Genomic DNA, 25,347 nt, shown 5'->3' with positions numbered 1-25,347 from the left:
CTGTCGCTTGATTGAAGCATTGCGCTCATTCGCTACGGCATCGCAGCGGCCAAGGATGGCGGCTCGGGATGGCTGGAGAGTCGTGCCTAGCTGGAAAAAGAGAACTTTCGCGCTGCGTTGGTCAGGCCTCGTGGCAGTGCGTCCAGACCCGCAGCATCGCTTTGCCCTTCCATGAACGGATGCTCGCTTGCCTTGACGGTGAATTCGCCCGGGCAACTGAAGGTGATGTCGCCGCCCTCCAGCGTGATCGCACTGCTGCCGGCCTGCAGCACCACCTTGCTCTGGGCGAGCACGTCGATGCGCTTGTCGGTGGCGGTCACCGTGAGTGCCTGTTCGGCGAGCAGTTCCAGTTCACCGTCATTGGCCTGCAGGCTGACCGGTCCCTGCGCGGCGATGACCCGCAACGGGCCGGCCTGCGAGAACAGGGAAACACTGCCGCCGGACACCGAGGCCAGTGTTTCGCCGGCGTTGGCATGCAGGTCCTGTTGTACGGTCAGTTCCAGGTTCTGGCCAGCGAAGGCCACGGCGCTGGCCGGGGTGGCCCACGCAACGTGATGTGGTGCTTCGGCCAGCAGGAGCGGCTTGCCGAAGCGTTCGACCGGCGTGTCGCCGGGGGTGCGGCCGTCGTCAGGCTTGAACCCGGATTGCCCGTTGACCTCACCCTGGTAACGGCCCTGTTGCTCGGGGTCGATCAGTTCGCGCAGCTTGCCGGTCTGCTGCCAGGCACTGAGGCCGGGCACCTGCTGCTGGCCGAGCGTCTGCTGCATGGCGTCCAGGCTGCGCTCGGCGCCCTTGAGCTGGGAAACGACGCTGGCATTCTCCATCACGGTATTGGCAGCACGCTCCTGCGCGCTTGCCGACAGCAGCATGCCTTCGGCGGCATGCACATTGCCCCAGCCCGTGGTGGCCAGTTCGAACCCTTCACCGCGTAGGTTTCCGCGCGAGGTGTTCTGGTGTTCGATCAGGTAGCCCAGTTCCAGGCGGCTGTCGGCCAAGGAGCTGTGCAAGCGGGTGCGCAGCTGCCCGGGGGTATCGTCGATCACCCATTGCTGGCTGCCGCCGCCATCATGCGAAGTGGTGTGCAGGCCGCTCAGCACGCCGGGGTGCTTGGCGTCTTCGTCCACGCCGCCACCGAAGGGCGGCGCAACCTCCCCGTTGTACAGCTGGCCGGTCACGCGTGGCTGGTCGATGTCGCCGTGAAGGAATTCAATCAGCACCTCGCTGCCAATGCGCGGCAGGAATGCCGTGCCCCAGTTGGGGCCGGCCACCCATTCGGCAACGGGAACCCAGTTGCCGGTGGTCTGGTCACCGGGGGCATGGCCGTCGTGGGTACTGCCGGTATCGCTCAGGCCGCCGCTGTTGGGCTGCGCGCCGCGCTGCCAATTGAACTGCACGCGGACCTGGTGTTCGCGATTGGGGCTGAGTGCGGCATCGGCGACGCCAACCACGCGCGCGGATTGTGGGCCGTGCAGGGTGGGGCGGTCCTGCGGCAAGGCGCGGATGGCTACCTGCGCGTCGGTGGCGAGGAACTGGTTGCGGTAGCTGCCACGCTCGAGTTCCGCACTGCCAAGCAGTTCGGCGATGCCATGTTCCAGATTGTTGACCGCGACGTGCTGGACCGACAGAAGGTGAAAGGACTGCCCTTCATGCTGGGGGTGCTGGGCCAGGGCGAAGCGGCTGCCCGCGGCAAGGCGACGTTCGCTGCCGCCGCCGCTGAACAACTGCTGCGGCACGCGCAGGGCATCCAGTCGTGCCTGCGCCTCGTCTTCGGCCCACTGCGCCTCGTTGAAGCGGCCGGCACGCGGCTGCACGTAGACCTCCAGCGGGGGCAGGTTGCCGGCATCGGCCTCCAGTTGCGCAGCCACGGCGACAAGTTTCTCGCTGTGCCAGCTGGAGGTCGTGCTGATGTTGGGAACCAGTTGCCGTCGCTCCGAAAACTGCGTGATGCCATCGCTGCTCTCGGTGGCATGGGCGCGATGGAAGCGGATCGTGCCAAGGTCGGCCAGCTCGCTGGCGGGTTCGTAGATCACCAGTTGGTGCTTGCCATCGCCGTCCTGGTTCTGCTCGATCCGCCAGGCCAGGCCAGCTTCGGCGAGCAGGCGGTTGATGAACTCGCCGTCGGTCTCGCGGTACTGCGTGGTGATGGCGCGGCGGGGGAGGCTGGCCTTCACGTCAAAGCGATAGTCCGCCTGCGGGTAGTCGGCGAAGATGGCCTCGCAGATGGCACGCGTATCGATGTCCTGGAAGATCACGGCGTTGCGGCGCAGGCCGAGCAACGCGGTCCATGGCTCCATCACCAGCCGGTAGCGCGCCAGGCCGCCGTCGCTGCCCAGCAGCGCGGTGGCCGTGCACAGGCCGTGCCACTGGCGCGTGCTGCCATCGGCCTGGCTGAGCTGCAGGGTGAGCGGCTGTTCCAGCCAGGCCTCGGTATCGAGGGAGGCATCGGTGGCCAGGCAGTCGATCTGGAAGCGGGTGTCGCCGCAGACGCTTTCCTCTCCCTCGAAGCGCTCCACCACCAGTGCATCCGAAATGCCCTGCAGGCGGATCAGGCGATCACGATGCGAAAGCTTGGAGAGCGAGGCGAGCAGGGTGGAGCTTGGGATATCCATATCGGCAGGCTCATGGCAGGGTGATCGTGATGTGGGCCGTGCGTTCCGGCATCTGCACCACATCGTTGTAGGCGGCCAGCTGCTTCTGGGTTTCATGGCCCATGTAGAACCGCAGGCCGAAGAAGGCCAGCACGCCGAAGCAGCCGACCAGCACCGCCGGCAGCCACATCGGGATCACGCGGCGCAGCTGGTGGCGCACGGTATCCGGCGGCAGGGCGTGCGGCGCGAAGCCGTGGCGCTTGCCCTTGAGGTACACGATTTCGTCGCCGAGCCGCGCGGTGAGGTAGCCAAGCTTCTCAGTGCCTTCCAGGCGGTACTTGCCTTCGAAGCCCATCAGCAGGCAGTAGTGGTAGACCTCGAGCGACGGCAGCCGGGGAGCGCCCTGGCGCCGCAGTTCCTCCAGGCGGTCGAAGAAGTGCTCGCCGGCCAGGTGCTCGCCGAACAGCCGCAGCTGCAGCGGGTTGCGTTCCCATACCTCATGCAGTGCCGAGGGCTGGGACAGGATCGCCTCGTCCACGGCCGCGCAGAATGCGTACTTGGACGCATAGACGTCCTCGGACGAGATCCCCAGGCGCATGGCGTTGCGTTCCACGCCATCCAGGAATTTCTGCACGGTCTGCACGAACGACTCGGCTTCGTTCGGCAACTGGCCGCGCTTGAGCAGCAGCAACAGGTAGAAGCCATCGGACATCAGGTCCAGCAGGCTTTGCGGCGCGGCGGCATTGGGCGTGGTATTGGCCATCGTCGCGTTGGAGGTCAGCGACGGCATCGGCCCGGGTGTCGGGGGAAGCTGGGAGTTCATCATGAGGTCACCGCGACAAGTTCCATCTTCAGGTCGGTAATGCCGGCCGGCACGTAGATCATCAGCGACTGCGCCTTGAGCATGCGCTCATACAGCGCGCCACGCGCATCCAGTTCGAAGTAGTGGCTGCCCGGGCGTACCGGGATGGCGGCAGGCACCTGGGCGGCGTGCGCGAGCTTGACGCCGGGCAGCGCCGAGAGCACGCACTTCTCCACGTCGTCCGGTGCGCCGACCTTGAACCGGACCGGGACGGTCTGGATGAGTTCCTGGGCGGGCAGGGCCGCCGACACGGACAGGTAGAACGAGGCGTTTCCATCGATGCGCTGCGAGTCCAGCCGGCCCAGGTGATAGGACGGCTTCACCTCGCTCAGCGCGATCTTGAAGTAACGCGTGGAGATCACCGTATCCAGCAGTGCGCGCACGATGTCCAACAACCTGCGGAACGACTCTTCCGGTTGGTCGTGGCGGTACACCGGCAGGTCGCTCAGTGCATAGGCGTTGGAGAAAGTGAGCAATGCGCCGGCCATGCGCAGCAACTCCTGGTGCAGGCGCTCGGGATGCAGCTGCGGATGGTGCAGCAGGTGCGCCAACGCACTGAAGGAGGTGTTGATGGTGTGCAGCAGCCAGAACGAGGCAATGTCGCCGGAGCGGAACTCGATGATGTTCTGCGAGGTCTGCCGGTGCAGGCCGTACAGCGCGTCGACCTTGGCCTGCAGGGCGTCGAGCACCGAGCGCAGTTCGCGATGGAGGTAGGGCGAGGCCTGCAACTGCGCGCACGGCGGGATGAATTCGTCGTCCAGCTCGAAGCCGCCACTGGACGTGCGGCGGACACGGGCGATCGGCACGGTGGCGTAGGCGTCGCGCGGCTGGTCATCGGTGAGCAGCTTCACTGCCTTGCTCAGGTAGGCCAGCTCGGCTTCGGCGGCATCGGTGAACAGATCGCCGGTGACCTGGTTGGCCTGCCGGTAGCGCGCGAGCTGGGTACCTTCGGCATCACCGCAGTTGTTGCCGTCGTCACGCAGCAGCGGCAACGCCAGGTGGATCACCGTGGATTGCACGCCCTGTGGCAGGCCCTGCAGCGAAACGGCATCGGGGAGGCTGTCGTGCGCGGGCGCGTCGTAGGTCTCGCCATCGGGGAACACCGCAGACAGGTCCAGTGGACGCAGCGCACCGCCGTTGAGCGCGTGCGGATCGAAGCGGACGCGGCGTGCGCCCCAGCCGTAGGGGTGAAGTGTGTGCGAAAGATCCTGCAGGCGTGCCTCGTAGTAGGCGTCCTGCCGCTGGAAATGCTGGGGGCGCAGGAACAGGCCTTCACCCCAGAGAACTTTGGACATCCTGCTTACGTAAGCCACATTTCAATCCTTGGAAATTCCGTTGAATCGACGGCCCCTATCCGTCGAGCGTCGCATGCGAATCCTTATGCTTTCCTGTTCACCGACATCGTGTTGACTGTTGTTCCAATGCCATCACAGCGGTGCAAATCCCCTGCCGCCATGTCGGTGAAAGACGCAAAGATACTAGCGCAAGCGTTAAATCCGTGCCGCCTTGCTTCGTTGCTGAACAGACTGAACGATAGAAAGGTCGGCGTTCATTATGAAGACTGCGTCTCTCAATCAGCGTGACGAAGCGCACCTGATGGAGGCCAGGCTGTTGGGATCGCCCGAGATCCTGGTCAGCAGGGCGGCACTGTCACTGGTCAGGGCGCACGCGTGCACGCCGATGGTCACGCCGGTGGCCGGGAGGTCCTTGGATTTGGCATCAAAGGTTAGCCGCCAGCGGTTCTCGGCAGGTGCGCGGAACAGCGCCACCACGCCAAGCACCATGGTTCCATCACTCAGTTGTTCGGACAATTCCTGGCGCACGCCCGGTGTCAGCACCACTTCGTTGGCGGACAGCAGGTCCGCACCCAGGGCTGCCTGCTCGCCGGCCTGATCGAGGAATGCGTTGAAAGGTGCCTGCTCGAAGCGTTGGCTGCTGCGCAGGTGGTAGATCTTCACGACGGCCGCGGTGGCGCGTTTGTCATTGGCTGCATTGAGATTGCTGCCGGCGTACAGCCGCAGTGGAATCACTGGGGGTTCGGCAGGTTTCTTCTCGCGCAGACCCACGGCCTGCAAGGTGCTGTCTACCGCTTTACCGATCTTTCCGTTGCTCGCGCAGCCGGGCGTTGTCAGTAGAACTATCCCCATGGCAGTTGTAACTGAAACCACGCGCAGGAAATCTCTCATAGGCGTATTCATTATTGTGGTGACAGTGGATTTGTGTGAGCTACGACACGGAGTGACGTGTGCGCTGCAGCAGGTGTGCAATCTGCAGCATGTGAAGAGTGTGTGTAGATCAGTGATTTCTGACTTGTTGAAAATCACTATACCGACGCGTGTTGGCGAATGTACACTCGCGCCGCAGGGACTGGATTCCCGTGTGTTGTATCGGCGGTTGTCTGGTTCCCTTTAGAGGAACTTTCTCAACGAGGGATCACGATGGATGTGAAGGCAATAAGCGCGGTCGCCTATCGGCCGATGATGGCATTGGTTCTGTTGTCCGGTCTTGCTGCGTGTGCGTCCGCACCGAAGAAGCCGGTCGCAGTGCCATTCGAAACGACCATGGCGAATGCCGAGGCACAGGTCGCAACGGTCGGCGCGGATGCATCGATCAAGGCATTCGAAGATGCGGCGAAGTCGGATCCAACGCGCAAGGAGCCTTGGGTGCGTATCGCGCAGTTGCAGTTCGACCAAGGGAATTACGCGCGTGCGATCGTTGCGGCCGAGGAAGTGCTGCAGCGTGATCCGGATGACCTGGTGGCCGATGGCGTGCTCACCGTAGCCGGCTTCCGCGTGGCGAACCAATCGCTGCAGCGACTGCAGGGGCGTGGCGTGCTTGCCTCCGAGACCGCGCGCCGGGAGGCACAGACGCTTGCCGATACGCTGCGCGCGACGATGGGCGATGCGGTGCTGGTGGCTGAAAAGCCCAAGCCGCGCCCGCGCACGCCGGCCCGGTCGACAGGGCGTCGCGCCGCGACGGCAGCACCGGCCTCGGCCCCGGCCGCGGCGCCGGAACGGCCGCAAACACGCAGCGATAACTCCGATCCCTTTCAGAATATCGGCAACTGAGCCAACGAGCTCACAGTCAGGAGACACGTATGGCCAAGAAGGACAGTGTTCAGAAGCGGCTGCAGAAGATCCGGCCGCCGCGCGTCCAGCTCACGTATGACGTTGAGAAGGGTGACGCCATCGAGCAGAAGGAGCTGCCATTCGTGGTCGGCGTGCTGGGTGACTTCAGCGGCAATCCGGAACAGCCGCTGGCGAAGGTGAAGGACCGCAAGTTCGTCAGCGTCGACCTGGACAACTTCGACGAAGTGATGGAAGGCGCCGCGCCACGCGCGGTGTTCCGTGTTCCCAACAAGATCAGTGATTCGGGCGGTGAGTTCGGCGTCGAGCTGAAGTTCAATTCGATCGACGACTTCCGCCCGGAAGCCGTTGTCGAGCAGATCGAGCCGTTGCGGCGCCTGCTGGAGTCGCGCACCAAGCTGGCCGACCTGCGCAACAAGCTGGCGGGCAACGAGAAGCTGGAGGACCTGTTGACGGACGTACTCAACAACACCGAGCAGCTCAAGCAGCTCGGCGCGGGCAAGGGGGAGTGATCTATGTCGGTTGAAGCCAGCCAGTTGGGCGCAGCAGCGGTCACCGAAGAGGTCGGCCTGCTCGACCAGATCGTCGAGAAGAGCAAGGTCGCCAAGTCGCAGACCGAACACGAGCGCGCCAAGGACATCATTTCCGCGTTGGCGCAGGAGGTGCTGGATGGCACGGTGGTGGTGTCCGACAACCTGAACCTCACCCTCGATGCACGCATCGCCGAGATCGACCGGATCATCTCCGAGCAGCTCAGCGCGGTGATGCATGCCAAGGAGTTCCAGCAGCTGGAAAGCAGCTGGCGCGGCCTGCACTACCTGTGCTCGCAGACCTCCACCGGCCCGAACATGAAGATCAAGGTCTTCAACGCGCCGAAGAAGGACCTGGTCAAGGACTTCAAGTCCGCGATCGACTTCGACCAGAGCGCGCTGTTCAAGAAGGTCTACGAGGAAGAGTTCGGAACTTTCGGTGGTGCGCCGTTCGGCGCGCTGATCGGCGACTACTTTCTTGGCCGCCAGCCGGAGGACATGTACTTCATCGAGCAGATGTCGCACGTGGCCGCGGCGGCGCATGCGCCGTTCATTTCCGCGGCGGGCGAGGGCATGTTCGGCCTGGAGTCGTTCACCGACCTGGGCAAGCCGCGTGACCTGGCCAAGGTGTTCGACACCGTCGAATACGCCAAGTGGAAGTCGTTCCGCGAGAGCGAGGACAGCCGTTACGTCGGCCTGACCATGCCGCGTTTCCTCGGCCGCCTGCCGTACAACCCGAAGGACGGCACCACCGTGGAGGGCTTCAATTTCGTCGAGGAAGTCGAGGCCGCCGACCACAGCAAGTTCCTGTGGTGCAACACCGCCTATGCCATGGGCGCGCGCCTGACCCAGGCGTTCGAGAACTATGGCTGGTGTGCCGCGATCCGTGGCGTGGAAGGCGGTGGCCTGGTCGAGGACCTGCCCACCCACACCTTCCGTACCGACGATGGCGAAGTGGCGTTGAAGTGCCCGACCGAAGTGGCCATCACCGACCGCCGCGAGAAGGAGCTGAGCGACCTGGGCTTCATGCCGCTGGTGCATTGCAAGAACACCGACTACGCCGCGTTCTTCGGTGCGCAGTCGGCGCAGAAGGCCAAGAAGTACAACACCGACTCGGCCAATGCCAACGCGATCCTGTCAGCGCAGTTGCAGTACATCTTCGCCGTCTCGCGCATCGCCCACTACCTCAAGGCGATGATGCGCGAGAAGATCGGCAGCTTTGCCTCGGCCGGCAACGTCGAGGAGTTCCTCAACCGGTGGATCGCCCAGTACGTGTTGCTGGACGACAACGCCAACCAGGAAGCCAAGGCGCAGTTCCCGCTGCGTGAGGCTTCCGTGCAGGTTTCGGAAGTGCCGGGCAAGCCCGGTGTCTACCGCGCGGTGGCCTTCATCAGGCCGCATTTCCAGCTCGATGAGCTGTCTGTTTCGTTGCGTCTGGTGGCCGAACTGCCGGCTTCCGCGAAAAAGGCGTAACGGTTTTGCTGTTGCTGTAGCGTCGGGGGGACCCCTGTCCCTGTACGCAGCGACGCGATTAGAGGGCATAGCCCCCTGAACCGCCGGGCCCCCCCGCCCGGCAACCCAAATCTCACGGAAGAACGGAACTTAGGAGACCAGATATGCAGCACGCTTTTCTCTCGATTGACACCATCAAGGGCGAGTCGCACGACGACAAGCACAAGGACTGGATCGAGATCCAGTCGTTCTCGCAGGACCTGTTGCAGCCGCGTTCGGCCACCGCGTCGACCTCCGGCGGTACCACGGCAGCCCGCGTGAACCTGTCACCGATCGAAATCACCAAATCGATCGACCTCGCCTCCACGGCCCTCAACCAGGCCGCCGCCAACGGCACCACCTTCCCGAAGGCCCGCGTGGAGTTCATGCGCGCCGACAAGGACGGCAACGCGATCAATTACTACCTGGTCGAGTTGATGAATGTGCTGGTCCACCGCGTCACCACTACGGTGGACAAGGAGGGCATGCCCCAGGAGGTTGTTCAGTTGAGCTTCGGTGCCATCAAGTGGACTTACCAGCAGCAGAAGCCGGAAGGCGGTGTTGGTGGCAAGACCGTGGCGCAGTGGAGCGCAACCAAGAACATCCCGAACTACACCGTGTGATGTTGTGTCGCTGCGATGGCGCCTCGTGCGCCATCGCAGTCTGATCCGGCGGGGCCAGGAGCGGCCTTGCCTCGCTGCACCGCTGCCGCATGCACGGATGCCGAAACCTGAGTGGATGGACCAATGAAGGGACTCGAACCCAGTCTGCTGGAAAAACTGTTCGACGATACCCCCAAGCAGCCGGGTGCCGGGCCGGTATTCAAGTCCGTCTCGCTCGAGCAGTACAAGGAATCCATCGCCCGCGACCTGGAAGGGCTGCTGAACTCCCGCGCCGCGTTCCAGGAGAGCGACATGCAGGAGTTCCCGAACTGCCGCCAGTCGCTGCTGACCTATGGGCTGGCCGATTTCTCGGCGATGAGCCTTGCCAATGCCTACGACCGCTCGGCGATCTGCCGTTCGCTGGAACAGGCCGTGGCGCGCCACGAGCGCCGCCTGAAGAACATCAACGTGCACCTGGACGCCGGCAACCAGTTCGCCGGCGGCCTGCACTTCACCATCCATGCGCTGCTCGACCTTGAGCCTGCGCGTGAGCCCGTCAGCTTCGATGCGATGTTGCAGCCCTCGACATTGCAGTACCAGGTGACGCGCGCGCGTCGCACGCAGGCCGGCTGATGCAGGACCTGCTGCCCTACTACGAGCGCGAACTGGCTTACCTGCGCCGCTATGGCCGCGAGTTCGCCGAGCGCTATCCCAAGATCGCCGGGCGCCTGCAGCTGTCGCCGGAAGGCAGCCAGGACCCGCATGTCGAACGCTTGATCGAGGCCTTCGCGCTGCTCAGTGCGCGCGTGTCCAAGCGTATCGAGGACGACTACCCGGAGTTCACCGACGCGCTGCTGGACGTGCTTTACCCGCATTACCTGCGCCCGTTCCCGTCGTGCTCGATCGCGCACTTCGACATGGACGGCGTGGCATCCAAGCTCAGCGCGCCGGTCCGCATCCCGCGTGGCACCGCCCTGCAGAGCCGGCCGGTGCGTGGCGTGCCCTGCAACTTCCGCAGTGCCTATGACGTGGTGTTGGCGCCCATCGGCGTGCAGCAGGTGGTGTACCGCGGGGTCGCCGAGGCCCCGATGGCAACGACCCTGCCGGCCGGCGTGGGCGGGCAGATCTCGCTGGGCTTCCAGCTGCTGTCCGACCAGTTGGGGTTCTCCCAGCTCGGCACCGAGAAGCTGCGGTTGTTCCTGGACGGCGAACCCTCGGTACGCGCGGCGTTGCGTGATGCGCTGATGTACGGGGTCAAGGCCGCCTATGTCGAATCGGACGGCGACGGCCGCTGGCGACGCCTGGAGCAGGTGCCTCTGGAAGCGGTGGGGTTTGCCGACAACGAGGCGTTGATCGATTTCCCCGCGCGCTCGCATCCGGCCTATCGGCTGCTGACCGAGCTGTTCGCCTACCCGGAGAAGTTCGGCTTCGTCGACCTTCACCTGCCGACGGTGACCGCCGGCGCCAGCCGTCGCTTCACCTTGCACCTGGTGCTGCAGAGTGCCGGCAACGACCGCAGCAACACGATGGTCCTGGAGGAGCTGGGCGTGCACAACGTGCGCCTGGGCTGCACGCCCATCGTCAACCTGTTCAAGACCAGCGGCGAGCCGATCCGTGTCACCCACCGTACGGTGAACTACCCGGTGTTGGCCGACGCGCGGCGCGCGTTCGCCTACGAGGTGCATTCGATCGATTCGGTGCACCGCATCCGGCAGACGCCGCAGGGCGAGGTGATCCAGGCGTTCCGGCCGTTCTATTCGCTGCACCACGGCGAGGACCCGGAGCGGACCGGGCAGTACTGGGTCGCGCGCCGCGACGAGGACGTTGCCCGGCAGAGCCCCGGCTTCGAGATGGAGATCAGCTTCGTCGACCTGTCCTTCAACCCGGTGTTGCCGCAGACCGATACGGTCAGCGTGGAACTGACCTGCAGCAACCGCGACCTGCCCAACCAGCTGCCTTACGGCGCGGCCGGCGGTGACCTGAGCATGGAAGGTGGCAGCCCGGCCCGCTCGATCGGCCTGCTGCGCAAGCCGACCAAGCCGCTGCGTTTCCGTCATGGGCGCAACGCGCAGTGGCGGCTGATCTCGCACCTGTCCTTGAACCAGCTGTCGCTGACCGGCAGTGGCCTGCCGGCGCTGAAGGAGATGCTGCGCCTGTACGACCTGTCCGGCTCCAATGTCTCGGCGCGCCAGATCGACGGCATCCTCGGCCTGGAACAGCACCCGGCCACCACGTGGATGTCCGGTCGCCAGTTCGCCTCGGTGGTGCGTGGCCTGGAGATCCGCCTGACCATCAATGAAGCCCACTTCGTGGGCACCGGTGTGGCCGCCTTCGCCCAGGTGATGGACCACTTCTTCGCACTGTACGTGCACGCCAACAGTTTCACCCGACTGGTGCTGGTTTCCGGCGACAGCGGGGAGGAGATCGTCCGATGCCCAGCGCGCAGCGGCGAATCGATCCTGGCGTAGCGCAGCAGCTGCTCGCCGAACCCCACCGCTTCCAGTTCTTCCAGGCGGTGCGGTTGCTCGAGCAGGTATTCCTGCGGCAGGGCGTCCCGCCCGGGCAGGCGGTGCCCATGCGGGTGCGTTTCCGCAACACGCTCTCGCTGGGGTTCCCGGCGACCGAGCTGTCCTCCGAAGGCACGGTGGTGTCGCTGAAGGGCGAGACCCTGCAGGACGCGCAGGCCATCGAACAGGCGCTGCACGACGAGACGCTGGGCGAGGTGCACCTGACCCCGCAGTTCATGGGCCTGCTGGGCACGGCCGGTGCGCTGCCGCTGCATTACACCGAGACCCTGCAGCTGCGTGAGCTGTACCAGCGCGACCGCACGGCGCGCGCGTTCCTGGACATCTTCTCCACGCGCGCGGTGTCGCTGCATTACGCCGCGTGGAAGAAGCACCGCCTGGCCCTGCAGTACGAACTGGACCGGCGCGAGCGCTTCCTGCCGCTGGTGCTGTCGCTGCTCGGCATGGGCATGAGCGAGCTGCGCGACCGCCTGCACGAGGGCCAGGGCGAGATCTTCGACCAGGCCGTGGCGTACTACGCCGGCGCGGTGCGCCAGCGACCGGTGTCCGCTGCGTTGATGCAGCGTGTGCTGTCGGACTACTTCAAGGTGCCGGTGGAACTGGAGCAGTTCGTCGGTGCCTGGTATCGCGTGCCGTCCGGGCAGGCATCGCGGCTGGGACAGGCCAATGCCGTGCTCGGCGCCAGCGCGCTGGCCGGCGACCGGGTCTGGCAGCGTGACCTGCGCATGCGTTTGCGCATCGGGCCGCTGCGACGCGACCAGTTTGACGACTTCCTGCCCGGCGGCAGCGCCGCCGAAGCGCTGGCCAAATGGTTGTCGCTGTTGACCGGGGGCACGCTGGAATACGAGGTAAGGCTGGTGCTGCGCGCTGATGACGTGCAGGGCAGCGCCTTGGGCGAAGGTGGCGGTGCGCGCCTGGGCTGGGACAGCTACATGACCACGCGCCCGCAAACGGCATCGCGCGAAGACACGACCTATGGCATCCACACGTTGCAATGACCCCATGCCCCTGGCGCCGGCGCCGGGGGCACCCGAACTGATCCAGCATGGAGTGCGCGTTTCTGCATGAGCATCAACCTCAAGACCCTGATCAGCAAGTTGGACGACACCTGCCGGCAGGCCGCCGAGCGGGCGGCAAACCTGTGCATGTCGCGTGGCAACTACGAGGTGGACCTGGAGCACCTGTTCCTGGCCCTGCTGGAACAGCCGCAGTGTGACTTCGTGCTGATCGCCAGGCGCAGCGGCATCTCGCCCGAGTCGCTGGAGCGCGACCTCAACGACGAGATCAGCCAGTTCAAGACCGGCAACAGCCGCACGCCGGTGTTTTCGCAGCACATTCCCAAGCTGTTCGAGCATGCCTGGCTGATCGCGTCGCTGGACTCGGAGACCACCCGCATCCGCAGCGGCCACCTGCTGCTGGCGCTGCTGACCGAGCCGGACCTGGCGCAGCTGGCGTATCGCGGCTCCAAGCTGTTCGTGCGCTTCAAGCGCGACGAGCTCAAGCACGACTTCGCCAAGCTGACCGAGGGCTCGCAGGAGTCCGTGCAGACGGTGCGCTTCACCGATGCCGCTGCGCCCGGCGCAGAAGGCGCGGACGGCGACGATGCCATGCCCGGCGAGGCCAAGGGGGGGCTGTCCAAGACGCCGGCGCTGGACCAGTTCACCACCAACCTCACCCAGCGTGCGCGCGAGGGCAAGATCGACCCGGTGATCGGCCGTGATACCGAGATCCGGCAGGTGATCGACATCCTGATGCGTCGCCGCCAGAACAACCCGATCCTCACCGGCGAGGCCGGCGTCGGCAAGACCGCGGTGGTCGAGGGGCTGGCCCGGCGCATCGCCGAAAAGGACGTGCCCGAGGTGCTGCAGGGTGTTGAACTGCACACGCTGGACATGGGCTTGCTGCAGGCCGGTGCCAGCGTCAAGGGCGAGTTCGAGAACCGCCTGAAGAATGTGATCGACGAGGTCAAGAAGAGCCCGCACCCGATCATCCTGTTCATTGACGAAGCCCACACCATGATCGGTGCCGGCGGCGCCGCCGGGCAGAACGACGCGGCCAACCTGCTCAAGCCGGCATTGGCGCGCGGCGAGCTGCGCACCATCGCCGCAACCACCTGGGGCGAGTACAAGAAGTACTTCGAGAAGGACGCCGCGCTGGCCCGCCGTTTCCAGGTCGTGAAGGTGGAGGAGCCCAGCGAGACGCTTGCCGCCGCGATGCTGCGTGGCATGGTCGGGTTGATGGAGTCGCACTTCGGCATCCGGGTGCTGGACGAGGCCGTGACCGAGGCCGTGCGCCTGTCGCATCGCTACATCAGCGGCCGGCAGCTGCCGGACAAGGCGGTCAGCGTGCTCGACACCGCCTGCGCCAAGGTCGCCTTGGGGCAAAGCGCGACGCCGGCCATCATCGAGGACACCCGCAAGCACCTGGACCGCCTGCAGGCCGAGATCGATGCGCTGCAGCGCGAGACTGCCGGTGGCAACGACCAGCACGGTGAACGACTGGCCGAGCTGCATGCGCAGCAGGCCGAAGCGCAGGCCGTGCTGGCCAACAACGAAGAGCGCCTGGGCCGCGAGCGTGAGCTGGCCGGGCGCGTTGCCCAGTTGCGGCAGCAGCTGGAGCAGGCGCCGCCGCAGCCGCAGGGCGAAACCATCGAGGAAGGCGAGGGCGATGTCGCCGTCGCCAAGCCGGCCAGCAAGCGCAAGGCCGCCAAGCCGGCGCAGTCGCCGCAGCATGCCGAATTGGCGACGCTGCAGGCCGAGCTGAAGCAGTTGCAGGGTGAAACCCCGATGGTACCGCTGCAGGTGGATGGCACCGTGGTGGCGGAGATCGTGTCGGCCTGGACCGGGGTGCCGCTGGGGCGCATGGTCAAGGACGAGATCCGCACCATCCGCTCGCTGGGCAATCTGCTGGTAGAGCGCGTCATTGGCCAGGACCACGCGCTGGATGCCATCGCGCAGCGCGTGCGTACCGCCACCGCCAAGCTGGAAGACCCGAACAAGCCGCGGGGCGTGTTCATGTTCGTGGGCCCGTCCGGCGTGGGCAAGACCGAAACCGCGCTGGCGCTGGCCGACATCCTGTATGGCGGTGAGCGCAAGCTGGTCACCATCAACATGAGCGAGTACCAGGAAGCGCATAGCGTGTCGGGCCTGAAGGGTTCGCCGCCGGGCTACGTGGGCTATGGCGAAGGTGGCGTGCTCACCGAGGCGGTGCGCCGCAACCCCTACAGCGTGGTGTTGCTGGACGAGGTGGAGAAGGCCCACCCTGACGTGCTGGAGATGTTCTTCCAGGTGTTCGACAAGGGCGTGATGGATGATGCCGAAGGTCGCGAGATCGACTTCCGCAACACCCTGATCATCCTCACCTCCAACATCGGCTCCTCGCAGATCATGCAGGCCTGCCTCAACAAGCCGGCCGAGGAGATCCCGGCCGCCGATGCGCTGGCCGAGGCGCTGCGCCCGATCCTGATGCGCAGCTTCAAGCCCGCCTTCCTGGGCCGCCTGAAGGTGGTGCCGTACTACCCGATCAACGACGACGTGCTGGTGAAGATCATCACGTTGAAGCTGGGTCGCATCCGCGACCGTGTCGTGGCCAACCACAAGGCCACTTTCAGCTGGGACGACAGCCTGGTTGAAGCCGTGTTGGCGCGTTGCACCGAGGTGGATTCGGGCGCGCGCAATGTGGACCACATCCTCAACGGCACCCTGTTGCCGGAGATTGCCGAAAGTGTCCTGGCTGCGATGGCGGAAGGAAACCGCATCAACGCCATCAAGGTCACCGCCGGCAAGAAGGGTGATTTCAAGTACAAGGTTTCTTGATTACCAGCAAAGGAGAATGACGATGGAATTCTATGGATTTGACCGCGAAGCCGCCCTCAAGCATTGCGACAGCCTGGAGGTTGGCCTTGCACGTGACCTGGACCGCGTCCGCGCCTGGAACCGGGTGCGCCCGGAACACGTGATCGAACTGCTGGATACCGCTGCACCGGCCGCACGCTGGGAAGCGCGCAACGTGGCCGCGCAGATCAGCCGTGGCTCCTGGCGCGTGCACATGGACGCGACGGTGGTCGGCAAGCCGCAGCTGGTCAGCAACGCGCGCGAGGTGCAGATCACGGCCGGTGGCCGCGACTATCGGCTGAAGATCAGCGAAGGCGTGCGCCTGCAGCTAGAAGAGATCGTCCAGGGCGTGTGACCACTCCCGTGCGCACTGGCCGGTACCGGCAATGCGCGGGGCAGGGGGCTGCACGAATGCAGCGGTAGCGTGAACGGAACGCATGCCTGAGGGGGCAGGCACGCGTACTGCAAGGCAGGGAATGACCATGGATCTGGCAAGCAACATACTGGCAGCGCTGGCGGGGCCGGCGCATACACAACGCTTCCTGCGGCTGCATACCGCGCTGGGAAGCGAGGTGCTGGTGGCTGAAACCCTCGATGGCGTCGAGCAGGTCGATGGCCCGGGCTTCCAATGGACCATCACCGCGTTGTCCACCGATGCCGGGTTGGACCTAGGGCCGCTGGTCGGCCAGGCCGCCCTGCTTCAACTGCAACAGGCCGACGGCAACCTGCGCCCGCTGCATGGCCGGATCACCGCCGCCGAGCGCATTGGCAGCAATGGCGGCCTTGCCCGCTACCGCCTGCGCCTGCAGCCATGGCTGGCGTTCCTGTCCCAGCGCGTGGACAGCTACGTGTTCCACGACAAGACCGTCGTGCAGATCGTGGAGGATGTGTTCGCCGACTACGGCGTGTTGGCACCGGCGTGGCGCTGGTCGTTGCGTGATGCCAACCAGTACGCGCGGCGCAGCCTGACCACGCAGTACCAGGAGAGCGACCTGGCCTTCGTGCAGCGCCTGCTCGCCGAAGAAGGCATCTATTACTGGTTCGAGCACGAGGGGCAACCTTCGGACGCGGACTTCGGCAAGCACACGCTGGTACTGGCCGACCACGGCCACGACGCCACCGATGCGGGCAGCGTGCGTTTCCATCGGCGCGATGAAAGCGAGCGCAGCGACACCGTGCAGCGCTGGGACGTGGCGCGGCGGTGGCGCACCCACCGCGTAGAGCGCGCGACCTGGGACCACCGCACCCTTGAGCGCCGACAGGCCAGCGCCGCGGCGGAGAGTGCCAGCGACTTCGGCATCGTCGACCGCGACACCGGCGGTCCTTACGGTTGGCAGGACAATGCGCGCGGGCAACGCCGTGCCCAGCAGCACCTGGATGCGCCGCGCGTCCAGACCCACCAGATCGAAGGTGCCGGCCAGTGGCGGGCGCTCGCACCCGGCACCCGGTTTGGCCTGCAGCAGCATCCGCAGGTGCAGGGCGATGCCCGCTTCTTCTGCCTGTCGGTGCAGCACCAGGCGCGCAACAACCTGGACGCCGACGTGTTCGATGCACTGGAGCAGCTGCTCGGGCCTGCGGCCATCGCGGTACCGTCGCTGCCTGCTGCACTGGCCGGCACCGCCCAAGCCGATGCGAGCCGCAGCGTGGAGACCGCCTTCTACGACAACCACTTCGTCGCCGTGCCGGCTGAGGTGAATTACCGGCCGCAGACAGACGATGGCCATGGCGGGCGCCTGCATCCGCGCCCCACCATCACCGGTACGCTCAGCGCCATCGTGGTCAGTGACGGCGAGCCACTGCTGTCCGACCGTGACCACCGCATCAAGGTGCAGTTTCCGTGGCAGCGTGGCGGCAACGGCAGCAGCGGGCGCGATCATCCCGGGGGTGACAACAATGCCAGTGCCGACGGCAACGCCTGGACCTGGGTGCGCGTGATGACGCCCTGGGCCGGCGACAACTGGGGCGGAGTGGTGTTGCCACGGCGCGGACAGGAAGTGCTGGTGGCCTTCCTGGAAGGCGACATCGACCGGCCCGTGGTGGTCGGCAGCCTTTACAACGGCCGCGGCCAGCAGGATGCGCAGCACAACCAGATCAACGGCGGCGGCGCCAACGCCACCGGCAATGCGGCGGCCTGGTTCGAAGGCAACGACCACGCGGCGGTGTTCACCGGTTTCAAGAGCCAGGCGCTGGCCGAAAGCCAGTCCGGCACCGGCGGCTACCAGCAACTGCGCTTTGACGACACCCCCGGCCAAGGCCGCACCCAGCTGTCCACCACCCAGCACGAAAGTGCGCTCACGTTGGGCCACATCAAAGCGGGGCAGGACAACGTGCGTGGCGCCGAGCGCGGCTTCGGCGCCGAGCTCTCCACCCGCGCCCAGGGCAGCCTGCGTGCCGGCAAGGGCCTGCTGCTGACCACCGAGCAGGGCGCACAACAGCTCTCCGCGTCGCAGGCGCTGTCGCAGCTGATGGAAGGCCAGAACCTGTTGAAGTCATTGGCCGACTCGGCGAAGGAGCAGAAGGCGCAGCTGCCCAAGGACCAGGACGAACTACCTGCGGACAAAATGTTGAGCGAGTTGCAGGAGCAGCTCAAGGCGACGCAGGGTGGCAGCAGTGGTGGCGCCATCGCCGGTGGCGGCGGTGAGGCGCCGGGTTGGAGCGCACCGGCACTGCTGGGTAGCGGCGTGGCCGGCGTGCTCAGCCTGACGCCTGCCGACCAGGCCTGGGTGAGCGGCACGCACACCCTGCTGAGCGCAGGCGTGGCCCTGAACTGGATGACGCAGGGTGCGCTTACCCTGGCCGTCGCCAACGGCCTGGTCGTCTACACCGTTGGCCAGAAGGCACGGGGCGAGAGCCCCAACCAGGAGAGCGGCATCGCGTTGCACGCCGCGCAGGGCAAGGTCAGCGCCAGGGCGCACAAGAACCTGGCCAAGGTGGCCGCCAAGACCGACGTGCGCATCGCCAGCACCGAAGCAGACGTGCAGTTGTCCGCACCCACCAAGCACCTGCTGGCCAATGCCGCCGGTGCGTACATCCGGATCGAGGGCGACAACATCGAGCTGGGCGCGCCGGGGAAGATCGAGTTCAGGGCAAGCCAGAGGGAGTGGGTGGGGCCGGCTAGTGTGAATGCCGATGTCGATGTTCCCAGCGGAAAGGGCAGGGGGTGTGCAGAGCGGGTTCGTGATGCTGCAGATACCGGTGCCGCGTTGGTATGAACATGATGGTCGAATCAGTGTTGCTTGCAGAGCAGGCTACGCGCGTGTTGCGTACTTGCCTGCGGGATCTTGGTACCTGCACGCTCGCCATTCTTATTGACCCTACAGTCTATGACCCTTGGGATGAGCTATGCGCAGACCGGCCTGTCCAGATGTCGAGAGCGAGAATTCCGGTCAGGCACGAAGATGTAGAACCCGACAGTAGTCCTTATTTGATCTGGATTGATGATGAGGAATGTCAGGAGCGGCTCATCAGTGACGTCTTCAGGATATCGGTGAGAGAGTGCTCTGCTGTTTCTGTTGCTGGGCGCGGCTCGAGGTCAGTGTGTGGATGGTTGCCGATTCCTGGAGGGCTTTTCCGGGACGCCTCGGAGCTGGCCGTGCTTCTGGGGACAAGGGCTGTCGTGTCGCAGGCATCAGAAAGGCCGCTTTACTTTCGTTTTTACGATCCCCGCGTGATGGTCCATCTAGACGATATCCTCGATGCCTCGCAGCAGGGTGCCTTGATTCATCCTTTGCCTGTTTGGCTGTACCTCAACGATCTTGGAGAAATGCTGAGCTATCGGCCCGTTGAGTCTTCCAAAGGACCGATGGAAGCCTTCCGGCTTCGGCGCGAACAGTTTCCCGCGCTGGAATGCATTGCTTGGTTGCCTGACTTGCGGCGCCAGTCGAAGTCCTGGGCGATGGAGTTGCCGCCAGACGATGCAAAACTGATGCGAGCGCTGAGGACTGCACAGATGAGAGGGTTGACGGTGCAGGAAGACTGTTCGGTCTATGCGACCTGTTCGATCCTGTTGGGGGAGCAGTTCTACTTGCATGCCTATGTTGCTGGAGCGATCGAAGAGGCCGCAGAGCGGCCTGGCCGTTTTGCATCGCGGGTGGCTGGTCTTTCCGACGAGCAGCTTCAAGAGATGCAACGTTCCTCCAGATCAGAACAGCTGTTTGCCAGGAGATACTCATGAGTCAAGTGCAGGGAACGCAGAGTTTGTGCTCTTCAGTGAGAGCTGCAGCCAGCAGTAAAAGTGCGGCTCCCGGTGAATGCAAGAACTGTACGGGAAAGGCTGGTTTGGCGGTGCTGCCGATCAGTTTTGCGCCAGCTCCGAGCTATATGAAGAAGTGGCTGTCAAGTAATGCCGAGGCGGTATCCGAATTGGCACGACTGGAGGCATCCTTTAAAGCAAAGGACGGGGGCGCGACCTGGTACTACCTGCGCACGCTCCAAACCGGATATCTCTACATCTACAAGTCCGACAATACTTGGGATGCTTACGTGGTCGGGACGGACGGCATGCTGAATCGCATGGCTATCGATAGCCTTCCGGAGACATCTGATGAGATTTCCCTGAGTTCGTGCTGTCGCCAGGGGCATAGCAACATCAAGCCTCACTTCATAACCATTGATTCCAGTCTGGAGACGGTGTGGATAGGGTTCAGTCACCACAAATGGCTGCCTGAGGTGATCAAGCGCTATGAAGACGATGAAGATGGCTGCCGTACCCGGCGGATGACAAAGCTCAATGTGCAGGCAGCTGCGAGCGGAGACGTTGGCACGGGTACCAAGGTCCCGTTCGGCATGCGTGTTAGCGCGGAATCGTTGCGGGGTATTGCCGATTTCACGCCAAAGAGCTTTCAGCGGAAATTTAGTAAGTTCGTTCCGCGGCAAATATTGGAGCTTGAGGATAGGCGCATCGCATTGGCTGCCGAAATGTCGCTTGCTTCGGTGAACATTCCGTCGAAGACAGGAGTTGCGTTGGTCATACCGGACCCGGTCGGTATCGGCGGTGATCACAATACGTTGCGGAAGTTGGCGAAAGCACATTACGAGGACTGGAAAGGAGGAGGGCCCCGGGTTGACGGAGGGGGCATAGATGGCGTTCGCGCATGGAAACGGCAGTCAGCAACGCATGTTGCGTATATCGAAGAGTGGGTGCGGCAACGGGAGATGTGGGAGGGGGCACAGACCGCGCAGTCATTGAAGAAGATTTCGCATGATGCGCGCGATAACGGAAATTTTTTGATCACGGAGAGGGAGTTCCAGCGGAGGCATGGACAGGCGGTCAACGAACCGTTGAAGAAGGGGGCGGGCCTAAATATCTATCATAAGGCGCGTTGGGTGCCGTCCATCGATTCCGAAACTGCGCGGCTACGCATGACGCAGTCGAAGTTCTCCGAGACACAGGATCCGCGCGACTACGATCCGAGTTGGAGATCGGAGGCGCTTGGGTCGGTTGAATACTCTGAGGATTACTATAAAGCGCTCGCGGAGTCCAAGGGAAAGCGATGGACCGACGAGAAGCTTGAGCGATATCGTAAGCGCTTGGACACTGCGGCCCTGTCCCAGTTCAATCTCGCCTATGCCGCGGAAAGTGAAGGCTGGGAAAAGGAGGTGGCCGCGATAGATAAAGACTACGCCGATTATGTGGAAGGCGTTTGGCCCGCCATTATTTGTGCAAATGACTTCGGTGCAGGGGCGGCACCCGCAGCCAACGCAGGTGAGTTCGACATAAGGCGGGCGGTATGCAATGCAATAGCCCGGTTGCGCACTGTTGAGGCATTTTATGGTGGCGGTGCAGAGTCGGAGGCATCGTTTCAGGCGCTCAATAAGCAATTCAATCTGGATGTCAGGGATAAGCAGAACTGGTTCGCTGGCGCCTTGTTGTCAGGATTCAGTTTGCTGGACTCAGCCGCTTCGCCGGGAAACGCTGGTACTGTCTACTCTGCGATTGTTGGCGGCTCAATGCTGCCGAATTCCTGGTGGCAGGAATTCAGAAAGTATCAGCAGTCTGCGGTAAGTTCGGCGGAAAGTCTTGTCGGCGGAATACAACAGGTGGCCAGTGAGAACAGGAAGCGGATCCTTGATGCTGCGAAGGGTAAAGGCGTGGCGCACGTTGCAGCAGCGCTGGAAGATGTGGCTGTAAAAGAGATTGTGTGGGTGCGTGCTGCTGCGTTATGGGACTTCATTGACACCCGCAAGGAGCACTATTCGATCAAAGTGAAGATGAGCGCGGGAGCCTATCTTGATGCGGTTGCGAGTGGAAATGCTGCGGCTGCCGGCGCGTTTGAGCTGAATGAACGAAGAGTGGGTGATCGGACTGCTTCACGAAGGGCAAATGCGGATTCGAAAAAGTTGTTGACGAATTTAAAGAAGCGGCCCGAATTTCAAGGAGATATCATTGTTCCTTTGATCGTCGAAAAGGAGACGCTTGAGCGTGCTCGTGGCAAGAACGGTGCTGTCCGTCTATATAATATTGGTCAAGCGGCCTCTGTCGCTGAGTTGCCAGCGGACGTGGTGGAAGACCTTGTGCAGAGTAATAGTATTTATCGCCAGCGTGGTTGGAAAGGCTTCGTAAAAGCGGAGGTGGGTTTCTCCATTTTTGCTATATTTTTCTCGGCACGCCAGCTCTGGGATGCGGTAATTAAGCTGGGAAGCACTTCTGGGTTCAATTTCGCAGATGCCGCCGCGAATCTTACGGGCGGGATTGCAGGCACGGTTGGTGGTGCTATGGAAATCATGGCGTTTGCCTATCAGAGTTCAGCCAAAGAAGGAGCTCAGGTTGCAACTTCTCTACTCGCTGCCAATGTAGAGCGGGCGCTTTTTCTGCGCTTTCTAGCCGGTGCAAGTGCTGGTATTGGAGCGGTGATGAGTGGGATTTCGGCCGCCATAAGTGCACAAAGAACATCGAGATCGGGAGAGTATGAGGCTGCGCATAATTATAGAATCGCCGCGACGATGTTGCTGTCATCGGGTGTTGCCACGGTAGGAGGATCGCTCATTACATGGAAGGCGGCGCTTGCTTCCCGTGTTGGTCAACAGGTCGCCATGCGGGTTCTGGGAGGAGTGGCGCTCCGGACCTCTGTGGGTGCTCTGGTTGGCGCGAGTATGACTGGTGTTGGAATCGTCTTGTTGATAATCGGTATAGCCTGGGCGATTTATGCTGCAAGTTTGGAGCATGACGAGAATGAGAGGTTTCTGGATAGAAGTTTTTTCGGGAAACACGAACGAACAGAAGGGCGGTTTGGCGGCGCACAGGTCGCTGACGAGGATTCTTGGGTCGCCGGTGGCCTCAGTGAGGAAGTCCTAGCGCTGGGTGCTCTAGCTAAGGGTATATCTGCGGTGATCGAAAATTGGGAAGATAACGTCTTCAGTGATGACGTTGTTACGGCAGTGATCTCTGTCGCAGATTGGGATCCTAGTAGGTATAAGGCTGGATACGTACTTGAGGGATATGCTGCGATGCCTGATAGCGCGGGCGGAAGATTGCAGTCTGGGGCACTGCTCGCTAGTAGTGATAGGACTCCTTTAGTGTTCAGCAAGATATCGGAGGAGACGGCTGGATATTCTGCAAAGATCAGCGTGAAGGTCCCAGGTGCGCATGAGGTTGTCCGCCTGATTTACTCTCTTCATGACCTGCAGACTGATGAAGCTATTGCTCGTGGTGAGGTTTGGGAGAAGGATTGATTGCTCTTTCTGAGTGGAAGAGAAAGGATTTTTTGTGAATGACGGTTCTTCTACTGTAATTAAGTTGCCGAAAAATAGTTCAAGCCTTGGAGGCGGCACGGCGGTAGCAGGTGCTGCAAGTAGAGGGGGGATTGCAGAGGTCTACGAAAGAGGCTTGGCTTTTGTGGATCATTTCGCTGCTATGCGGGGTTATTTCAGTAGTTGCGGTATTCTGGGAGGGCTTGGAGCTGCTTTCTGTGTGTATGTTTCATTGGGCCTTGATTATCGATTGGAAGGTGGCGGCGTCAGCTGGATTACGATTATTCTTATTCTGGTTACATTTGCAAATTTTTTATTTATTCAAGTGGATTGGGTTGGGTATCGTTACGAGCCGATCCTTTTTGATAGAGGGTCTAGTAAGGTGCATATATTCAGGTCAGCGGGATTGCCTTGGTGGCAGTTGGGATGGAATCTTTTTGGTCGACCGCGTAGCGAGGTGCAATCCTTCGACTGGGCCTGCGTGGATGCAGAAGTGGTGACCTTCACCATATTCACCGCTCAAGTGCCACGACGCGAGTCAGCCCTGGTGCTCTCGATCAAGGAGTCTCCCGGCGGTAGTGTGGAGATTCAACGAGTTGGTGTGGGCCCCTCGTTCGCTTATGGCGACGTAACCAGCCCGGTCCAACGCTGGGAGTATGTACGCCGCTTCATGCAGGGTGAGGGGCCGGCGTGGGCACCGGGAGAGGTCCGATACAAGGACTTCGGCGTGACATTCTGGGAGTCGCTTACGCTGATGCAGCCGTTGATCGGGCCCGGAAGTTCGAAGTACTGGGCCAAAGGTCCGCTGATGTGGATCGGCGGCGCGGTATGTTTGATTGCGTTTCCGCTCAGCGCCTATATCGGGCTGAATCGCTATCTCAGCTTTCGCCTGAAGCGCGCGCCGAAGTGGCCGGACGACATCCGCGCATCGATTGGTGCCGGTCCTTTTGACGATGCGCGCCTCAAAGAGATGGTCGATGCGGCTGCCGTGAATTCCAAGCAGAAGCGTCTGGGTAGGCGGAAGGGCTGATGAGCAAGGGGAAGACGACCGCGGGGAACCGATAACGAAGTCGAGCATCTGATCTAACTGGGTGTCCAATCCAACGGCTTCGACAGCACACAGTTGGCGTTGTGGGAACACATTCGCCGGTACATGGAGGAGGATGGCCCGCCGCTGCAGCCAGGCGACAAGCTGCGCGCAACGGATCTATCGCGTGTTCCGGCGTTCCCGCCTGAGATTGTTGCCGCAGCCGGCGGCCCGGCATTGGACAAGGAAGTTATCGATCAGCTGGTACAGCAGAAGGCGCGGGTATAGTTCGATATCGAATGCAAGGAGGCAAGTGCGCGTGGATGGTTCACCGAACGGAAACAATGACACCGATGCGTGGGAGTAGCCGCAGGATGTTGTTTGGGATGCGCCATCTTCCGGACAGGAGTGGTGGGTGGGGGCAGCTGCTGGCATCGGGCGCGATGACGGGGGCGCCGAACCCGCCTCTCTGAATGCCATCCAGTCGATCAATGATTCTTTCATCACGTTTTCACCTGCCGTGGAAGCTTCAGACCGGGGATTTACGTTCATCCTGGGCTTGGTGATCGGATGTGCCGGCGTGAGCATGGTTCTGTCACGGGTAGTGATCGGAGGAATACTCTCAAGGGCGGATTTTTGGCCTTACCTCGTGGGTGTCTATGGAGTCATCCTGCTGTTTGCGGGTGCGTTCTTTGCTTGGTCGATTTCCTCTGCAACACGTCTCTCTGTGCCTCCCGTGGTGCTGAGCAGGCGGCTAAGAAAGTTCTTCTTCTGGGTTGACCGGAAGAACGGCTGGGTCAGCATCGACTACGATGCGGCGCAGCCAATCTCCATGGTTTCCAGGAGCTACAGCTTGGCCGGCGCCGCCACCGGCTATGTGCTTGCCGTGGTCGATATTGAGGCGTCCGATCATCGTATCCGTTCGTACGTTCCCCTGGCGCAACCGTATCGTGATGATCGCGCGCCCGGGATGATCTGGGAATTTATTCGTCATTACATGGACGGCGACCCGGAAACGTTGCCGCCTGCGGACCCGCTACCGCCTGCGGATGATGCCCGGGTAATCCCCCCGCTTTTAGCGGCTGCCAAAAGTGGAGCTATGCGGCCATCGCCA

18 protein-coding genes are annotated in these 25,347 nt (G+C 62.9%); 14 read left to right on the top strand and 4 right to left on the bottom strand.

What is annotated here, in order from left to right; translation table 11 throughout:
* Positions 1-86: 86 nt before the first annotated feature.
* The 4 genes from ATCM_RS08555 to tssJ form a co-directional block, all read right to left on the bottom strand.
* Positions 87-2,609 (bottom strand): type VI secretion system Vgr family protein, encoded by a 2,523-nt coding sequence (locus ATCM_RS08555; protein WP_132864117.1) that lies wholly within the window; start codon positions 2,607-2,609, stop codon positions 87-89.
* A gap of 10 nt (positions 2,610-2,619) precedes the next feature.
* Positions 2,620-3,414, bottom strand: coding sequence for a type IVB secretion system protein IcmH/DotU (icmH, locus tag ATCM_RS08550; protein ID WP_207911797.1), 795 nt, complete (start codon positions 3,412-3,414; stop codon positions 2,620-2,622).
* A complete protein-coding gene (gene tssK, locus ATCM_RS08545; protein WP_132864115.1) occupies positions 3,411-4,745 on the bottom strand; it encodes a type VI secretion system baseplate subunit TssK in 1,335 nt (444 codons plus the stop codon). Before tssK ends, icmH begins: the two co-directional genes overlap by 4 nt.
* Before the next feature lie 279 nt (positions 4,746-5,024).
* Positions 5,025-5,636 carry a type VI secretion system lipoprotein TssJ gene (gene tssJ / locus ATCM_RS08540; protein WP_132864114.1) on the bottom strand — a complete coding sequence of 204 codons (612 nt, stop codon included), beginning with the start codon at positions 5,634-5,636 and terminating at the stop codon, positions 5,025-5,027.
* 252 nt (positions 5,637-5,888) lie between these two features.
* Between tssJ and ATCM_RS08535 the strand changes: the two genes are divergently transcribed.
* The 14 genes from ATCM_RS08535 to ATCM_RS19090 form a co-directional block, all read left to right on the top strand.
* Positions 5,889-6,518 (top strand): tetratricopeptide repeat protein, encoded by a 630-nt coding sequence (locus ATCM_RS08535; RefSeq protein ID WP_192288487.1) that lies wholly within the window; start codon positions 5,889-5,891, stop codon positions 6,516-6,518.
* Between the two features lie 29 nt (positions 6,519-6,547).
* A complete protein-coding gene (gene tssB, locus ATCM_RS08530; RefSeq protein ID WP_132864113.1) occupies positions 6,548-7,048 on the top strand; it encodes a type VI secretion system contractile sheath small subunit in 501 nt (166 codons plus the stop codon).
* Positions 7,049-7,051: 3 nt separating this feature from the next.
* Positions 7,052-8,539: a type VI secretion system contractile sheath large subunit gene (gene tssC, locus ATCM_RS08525; RefSeq protein ID WP_132864112.1), complete on the top strand. Its 1,488-nt coding sequence runs from the start codon at positions 7,052-7,054 to the stop codon at positions 8,537-8,539.
* Positions 8,540-8,682: 143 nt separating this feature from the next.
* On the top strand, positions 8,683-9,180 hold the full coding sequence (locus ATCM_RS08520) for a type VI secretion system tube protein Hcp (protein ID WP_132864111.1): 498 nt from the start codon (positions 8,683-8,685) through the stop codon (positions 9,178-9,180).
* Between the two features lie 123 nt (positions 9,181-9,303).
* The gene (tssE, locus tag ATCM_RS08515) at positions 9,304-9,792 is read left to right on the top strand and encodes a type VI secretion system baseplate subunit TssE (protein ID WP_132864110.1); all 489 of its coding nucleotides are present in this window, start codon (positions 9,304-9,306) and stop codon (positions 9,790-9,792) included.
* On the top strand, positions 9,792-11,627 hold the full coding sequence (tssF, locus tag ATCM_RS08510) for a type VI secretion system baseplate subunit TssF (protein ID WP_132864109.1): 1,836 nt from the start codon (positions 9,792-9,794) through the stop codon (positions 11,625-11,627). The genes tssE and tssF overlap by 1 nt, the downstream gene beginning before the upstream one ends.
* On the top strand, positions 11,591-12,682 hold the full coding sequence (tssG, locus tag ATCM_RS08505) for a type VI secretion system baseplate subunit TssG (RefSeq protein WP_132864108.1): 1,092 nt from the start codon (positions 11,591-11,593) through the stop codon (positions 12,680-12,682). Before tssF ends, tssG begins: the two co-directional genes overlap by 37 nt.
* 66 nt (positions 12,683-12,748) lie before the next feature.
* Entirely contained in the window at positions 12,749-15,499 is a 2,751-nt protein-coding gene (tssH, locus tag ATCM_RS08500; RefSeq protein ID WP_132864107.1) for a type VI secretion system ATPase TssH, read from the top strand.
* Positions 15,500-15,521: 22 nt separating this feature from the next.
* Positions 15,522-15,872 carry a hypothetical protein gene (locus tag ATCM_RS08495; protein ID WP_132864106.1) on the top strand — a complete coding sequence of 117 codons (351 nt, stop codon included), beginning with the start codon at positions 15,522-15,524 and terminating at the stop codon, positions 15,870-15,872.
* 127 nt (positions 15,873-15,999) lie between these two features.
* Positions 16,000-18,729, top strand: coding sequence for a type VI secretion system Vgr family protein (locus ATCM_RS08490; protein WP_132864105.1), 2,730 nt, complete (start codon positions 16,000-16,002; stop codon positions 18,727-18,729).
* Entirely contained in the window at positions 18,726-19,691 is a 966-nt protein-coding gene (locus ATCM_RS08485) for a DUF4123 domain-containing protein (protein WP_132864104.1), read from the top strand. Before ATCM_RS08490 ends, ATCM_RS08485 begins: the two co-directional genes overlap by 4 nt.
* Complete coding sequence (locus tag ATCM_RS08480) at positions 19,688-23,188, top strand: T6SS effector BTH_I2691 family protein (RefSeq protein ID WP_132864103.1); 3,501 nt, start codon at positions 19,688-19,690, stop codon at positions 23,186-23,188. The genes ATCM_RS08485 and ATCM_RS08480 overlap by 4 nt, the downstream gene beginning before the upstream one ends.
* A gap of 13 nt (positions 23,189-23,201) precedes the next feature.
* Complete coding sequence (locus ATCM_RS08475; protein WP_132864102.1) at positions 23,202-24,236, top strand: DUF6708 domain-containing protein; 1,035 nt, start codon at positions 23,202-23,204, stop codon at positions 24,234-24,236.
* A 412-nt stretch (positions 24,237-24,648) separates the two neighbouring features.
* The coding region (locus tag ATCM_RS19090; protein WP_207911796.1) for a hypothetical protein at positions 24,649-25,347 on the top strand (699 nt) is incomplete at its 3' end.

Source organism: Stenotrophomonas sp. ATCM1_4, assembly GCF_004348115.1.
GTDB classification, from domain to species: domain Bacteria; phylum Pseudomonadota; class Gammaproteobacteria; order Xanthomonadales; family Xanthomonadaceae; genus Stenotrophomonas; species Stenotrophomonas capsici.
Note: the sequence above shows the minus strand (reverse complement) of the source record. Positions and strands in the feature narration are given on the sequence as shown.

Bases quoted from the DNA above. Each gene is read 5' to 3' on its own strand.
- tssJ (WP_132864114.1), bottom strand. From the start codon at position 5,636: ATGAGAGATTTCCTGCGCGTGGTTTCAGTTACAACTGCCATGGGGATA.
- tssK (WP_132864115.1), bottom strand. From the start codon at position 4,745: ATGTCCAAAGTTCTCTGGGGTGAAGGCCTGTTCCTGCGCCCCCAGCAT.
- ATCM_RS08490 (WP_132864105.1), top strand. From the start codon at position 16,000: ATGGATCTGGCAAGCAACATACTGGCAGCGCTGGCGGGGCCGGCGCAT.
- ATCM_RS08555 (WP_132864117.1), bottom strand. From the start codon at position 2,609: ATGGATATCCCAAGCTCCACCCTGCTCGCCTCGCTCTCCAAGCTTTCG.
- tssF (WP_132864109.1), top strand. From the start codon at position 9,792: ATGCAGGACCTGCTGCCCTACTACGAGCGCGAACTGGCTTACCTGCGC.
- tssG (WP_132864108.1), top strand. From the start codon at position 11,591: ATGCCCAGCGCGCAGCGGCGAATCGATCCTGGCGTAGCGCAGCAGCTG.
- tssH (WP_132864107.1), top strand. From the start codon at position 12,749: ATGAGCATCAACCTCAAGACCCTGATCAGCAAGTTGGACGACACCTGC.
- ATCM_RS08535 (WP_192288487.1), top strand. From the start codon at position 5,889: ATGGATGTGAAGGCAATAAGCGCGGTCGCCTATCGGCCGATGATGGCA.
- ATCM_RS08495 (WP_132864106.1), top strand. From the start codon at position 15,522: ATGGAATTCTATGGATTTGACCGCGAAGCCGCCCTCAAGCATTGCGAC.
- ATCM_RS08520 (WP_132864111.1), top strand. From the start codon at position 8,683: ATGCAGCACGCTTTTCTCTCGATTGACACCATCAAGGGCGAGTCGCAC.
- ATCM_RS08480 (WP_132864103.1), top strand. From the start codon at position 19,688: ATGAGTCAAGTGCAGGGAACGCAGAGTTTGTGCTCTTCAGTGAGAGCT.
- tssB (WP_132864113.1), top strand. From the start codon at position 6,548: ATGGCCAAGAAGGACAGTGTTCAGAAGCGGCTGCAGAAGATCCGGCCG.
- icmH (WP_207911797.1), bottom strand. From the start codon at position 3,414: ATGATGAACTCCCAGCTTCCCCCGACACCCGGGCCGATGCCGTCGCTG.
- ATCM_RS08485 (WP_132864104.1), top strand. From the start codon at position 18,726: ATGAACATGATGGTCGAATCAGTGTTGCTTGCAGAGCAGGCTACGCGC.
- tssE (WP_132864110.1), top strand. From the start codon at position 9,304: ATGAAGGGACTCGAACCCAGTCTGCTGGAAAAACTGTTCGACGATACC.
- tssC (WP_132864112.1), top strand. From the start codon at position 7,052: ATGTCGGTTGAAGCCAGCCAGTTGGGCGCAGCAGCGGTCACCGAAGAG.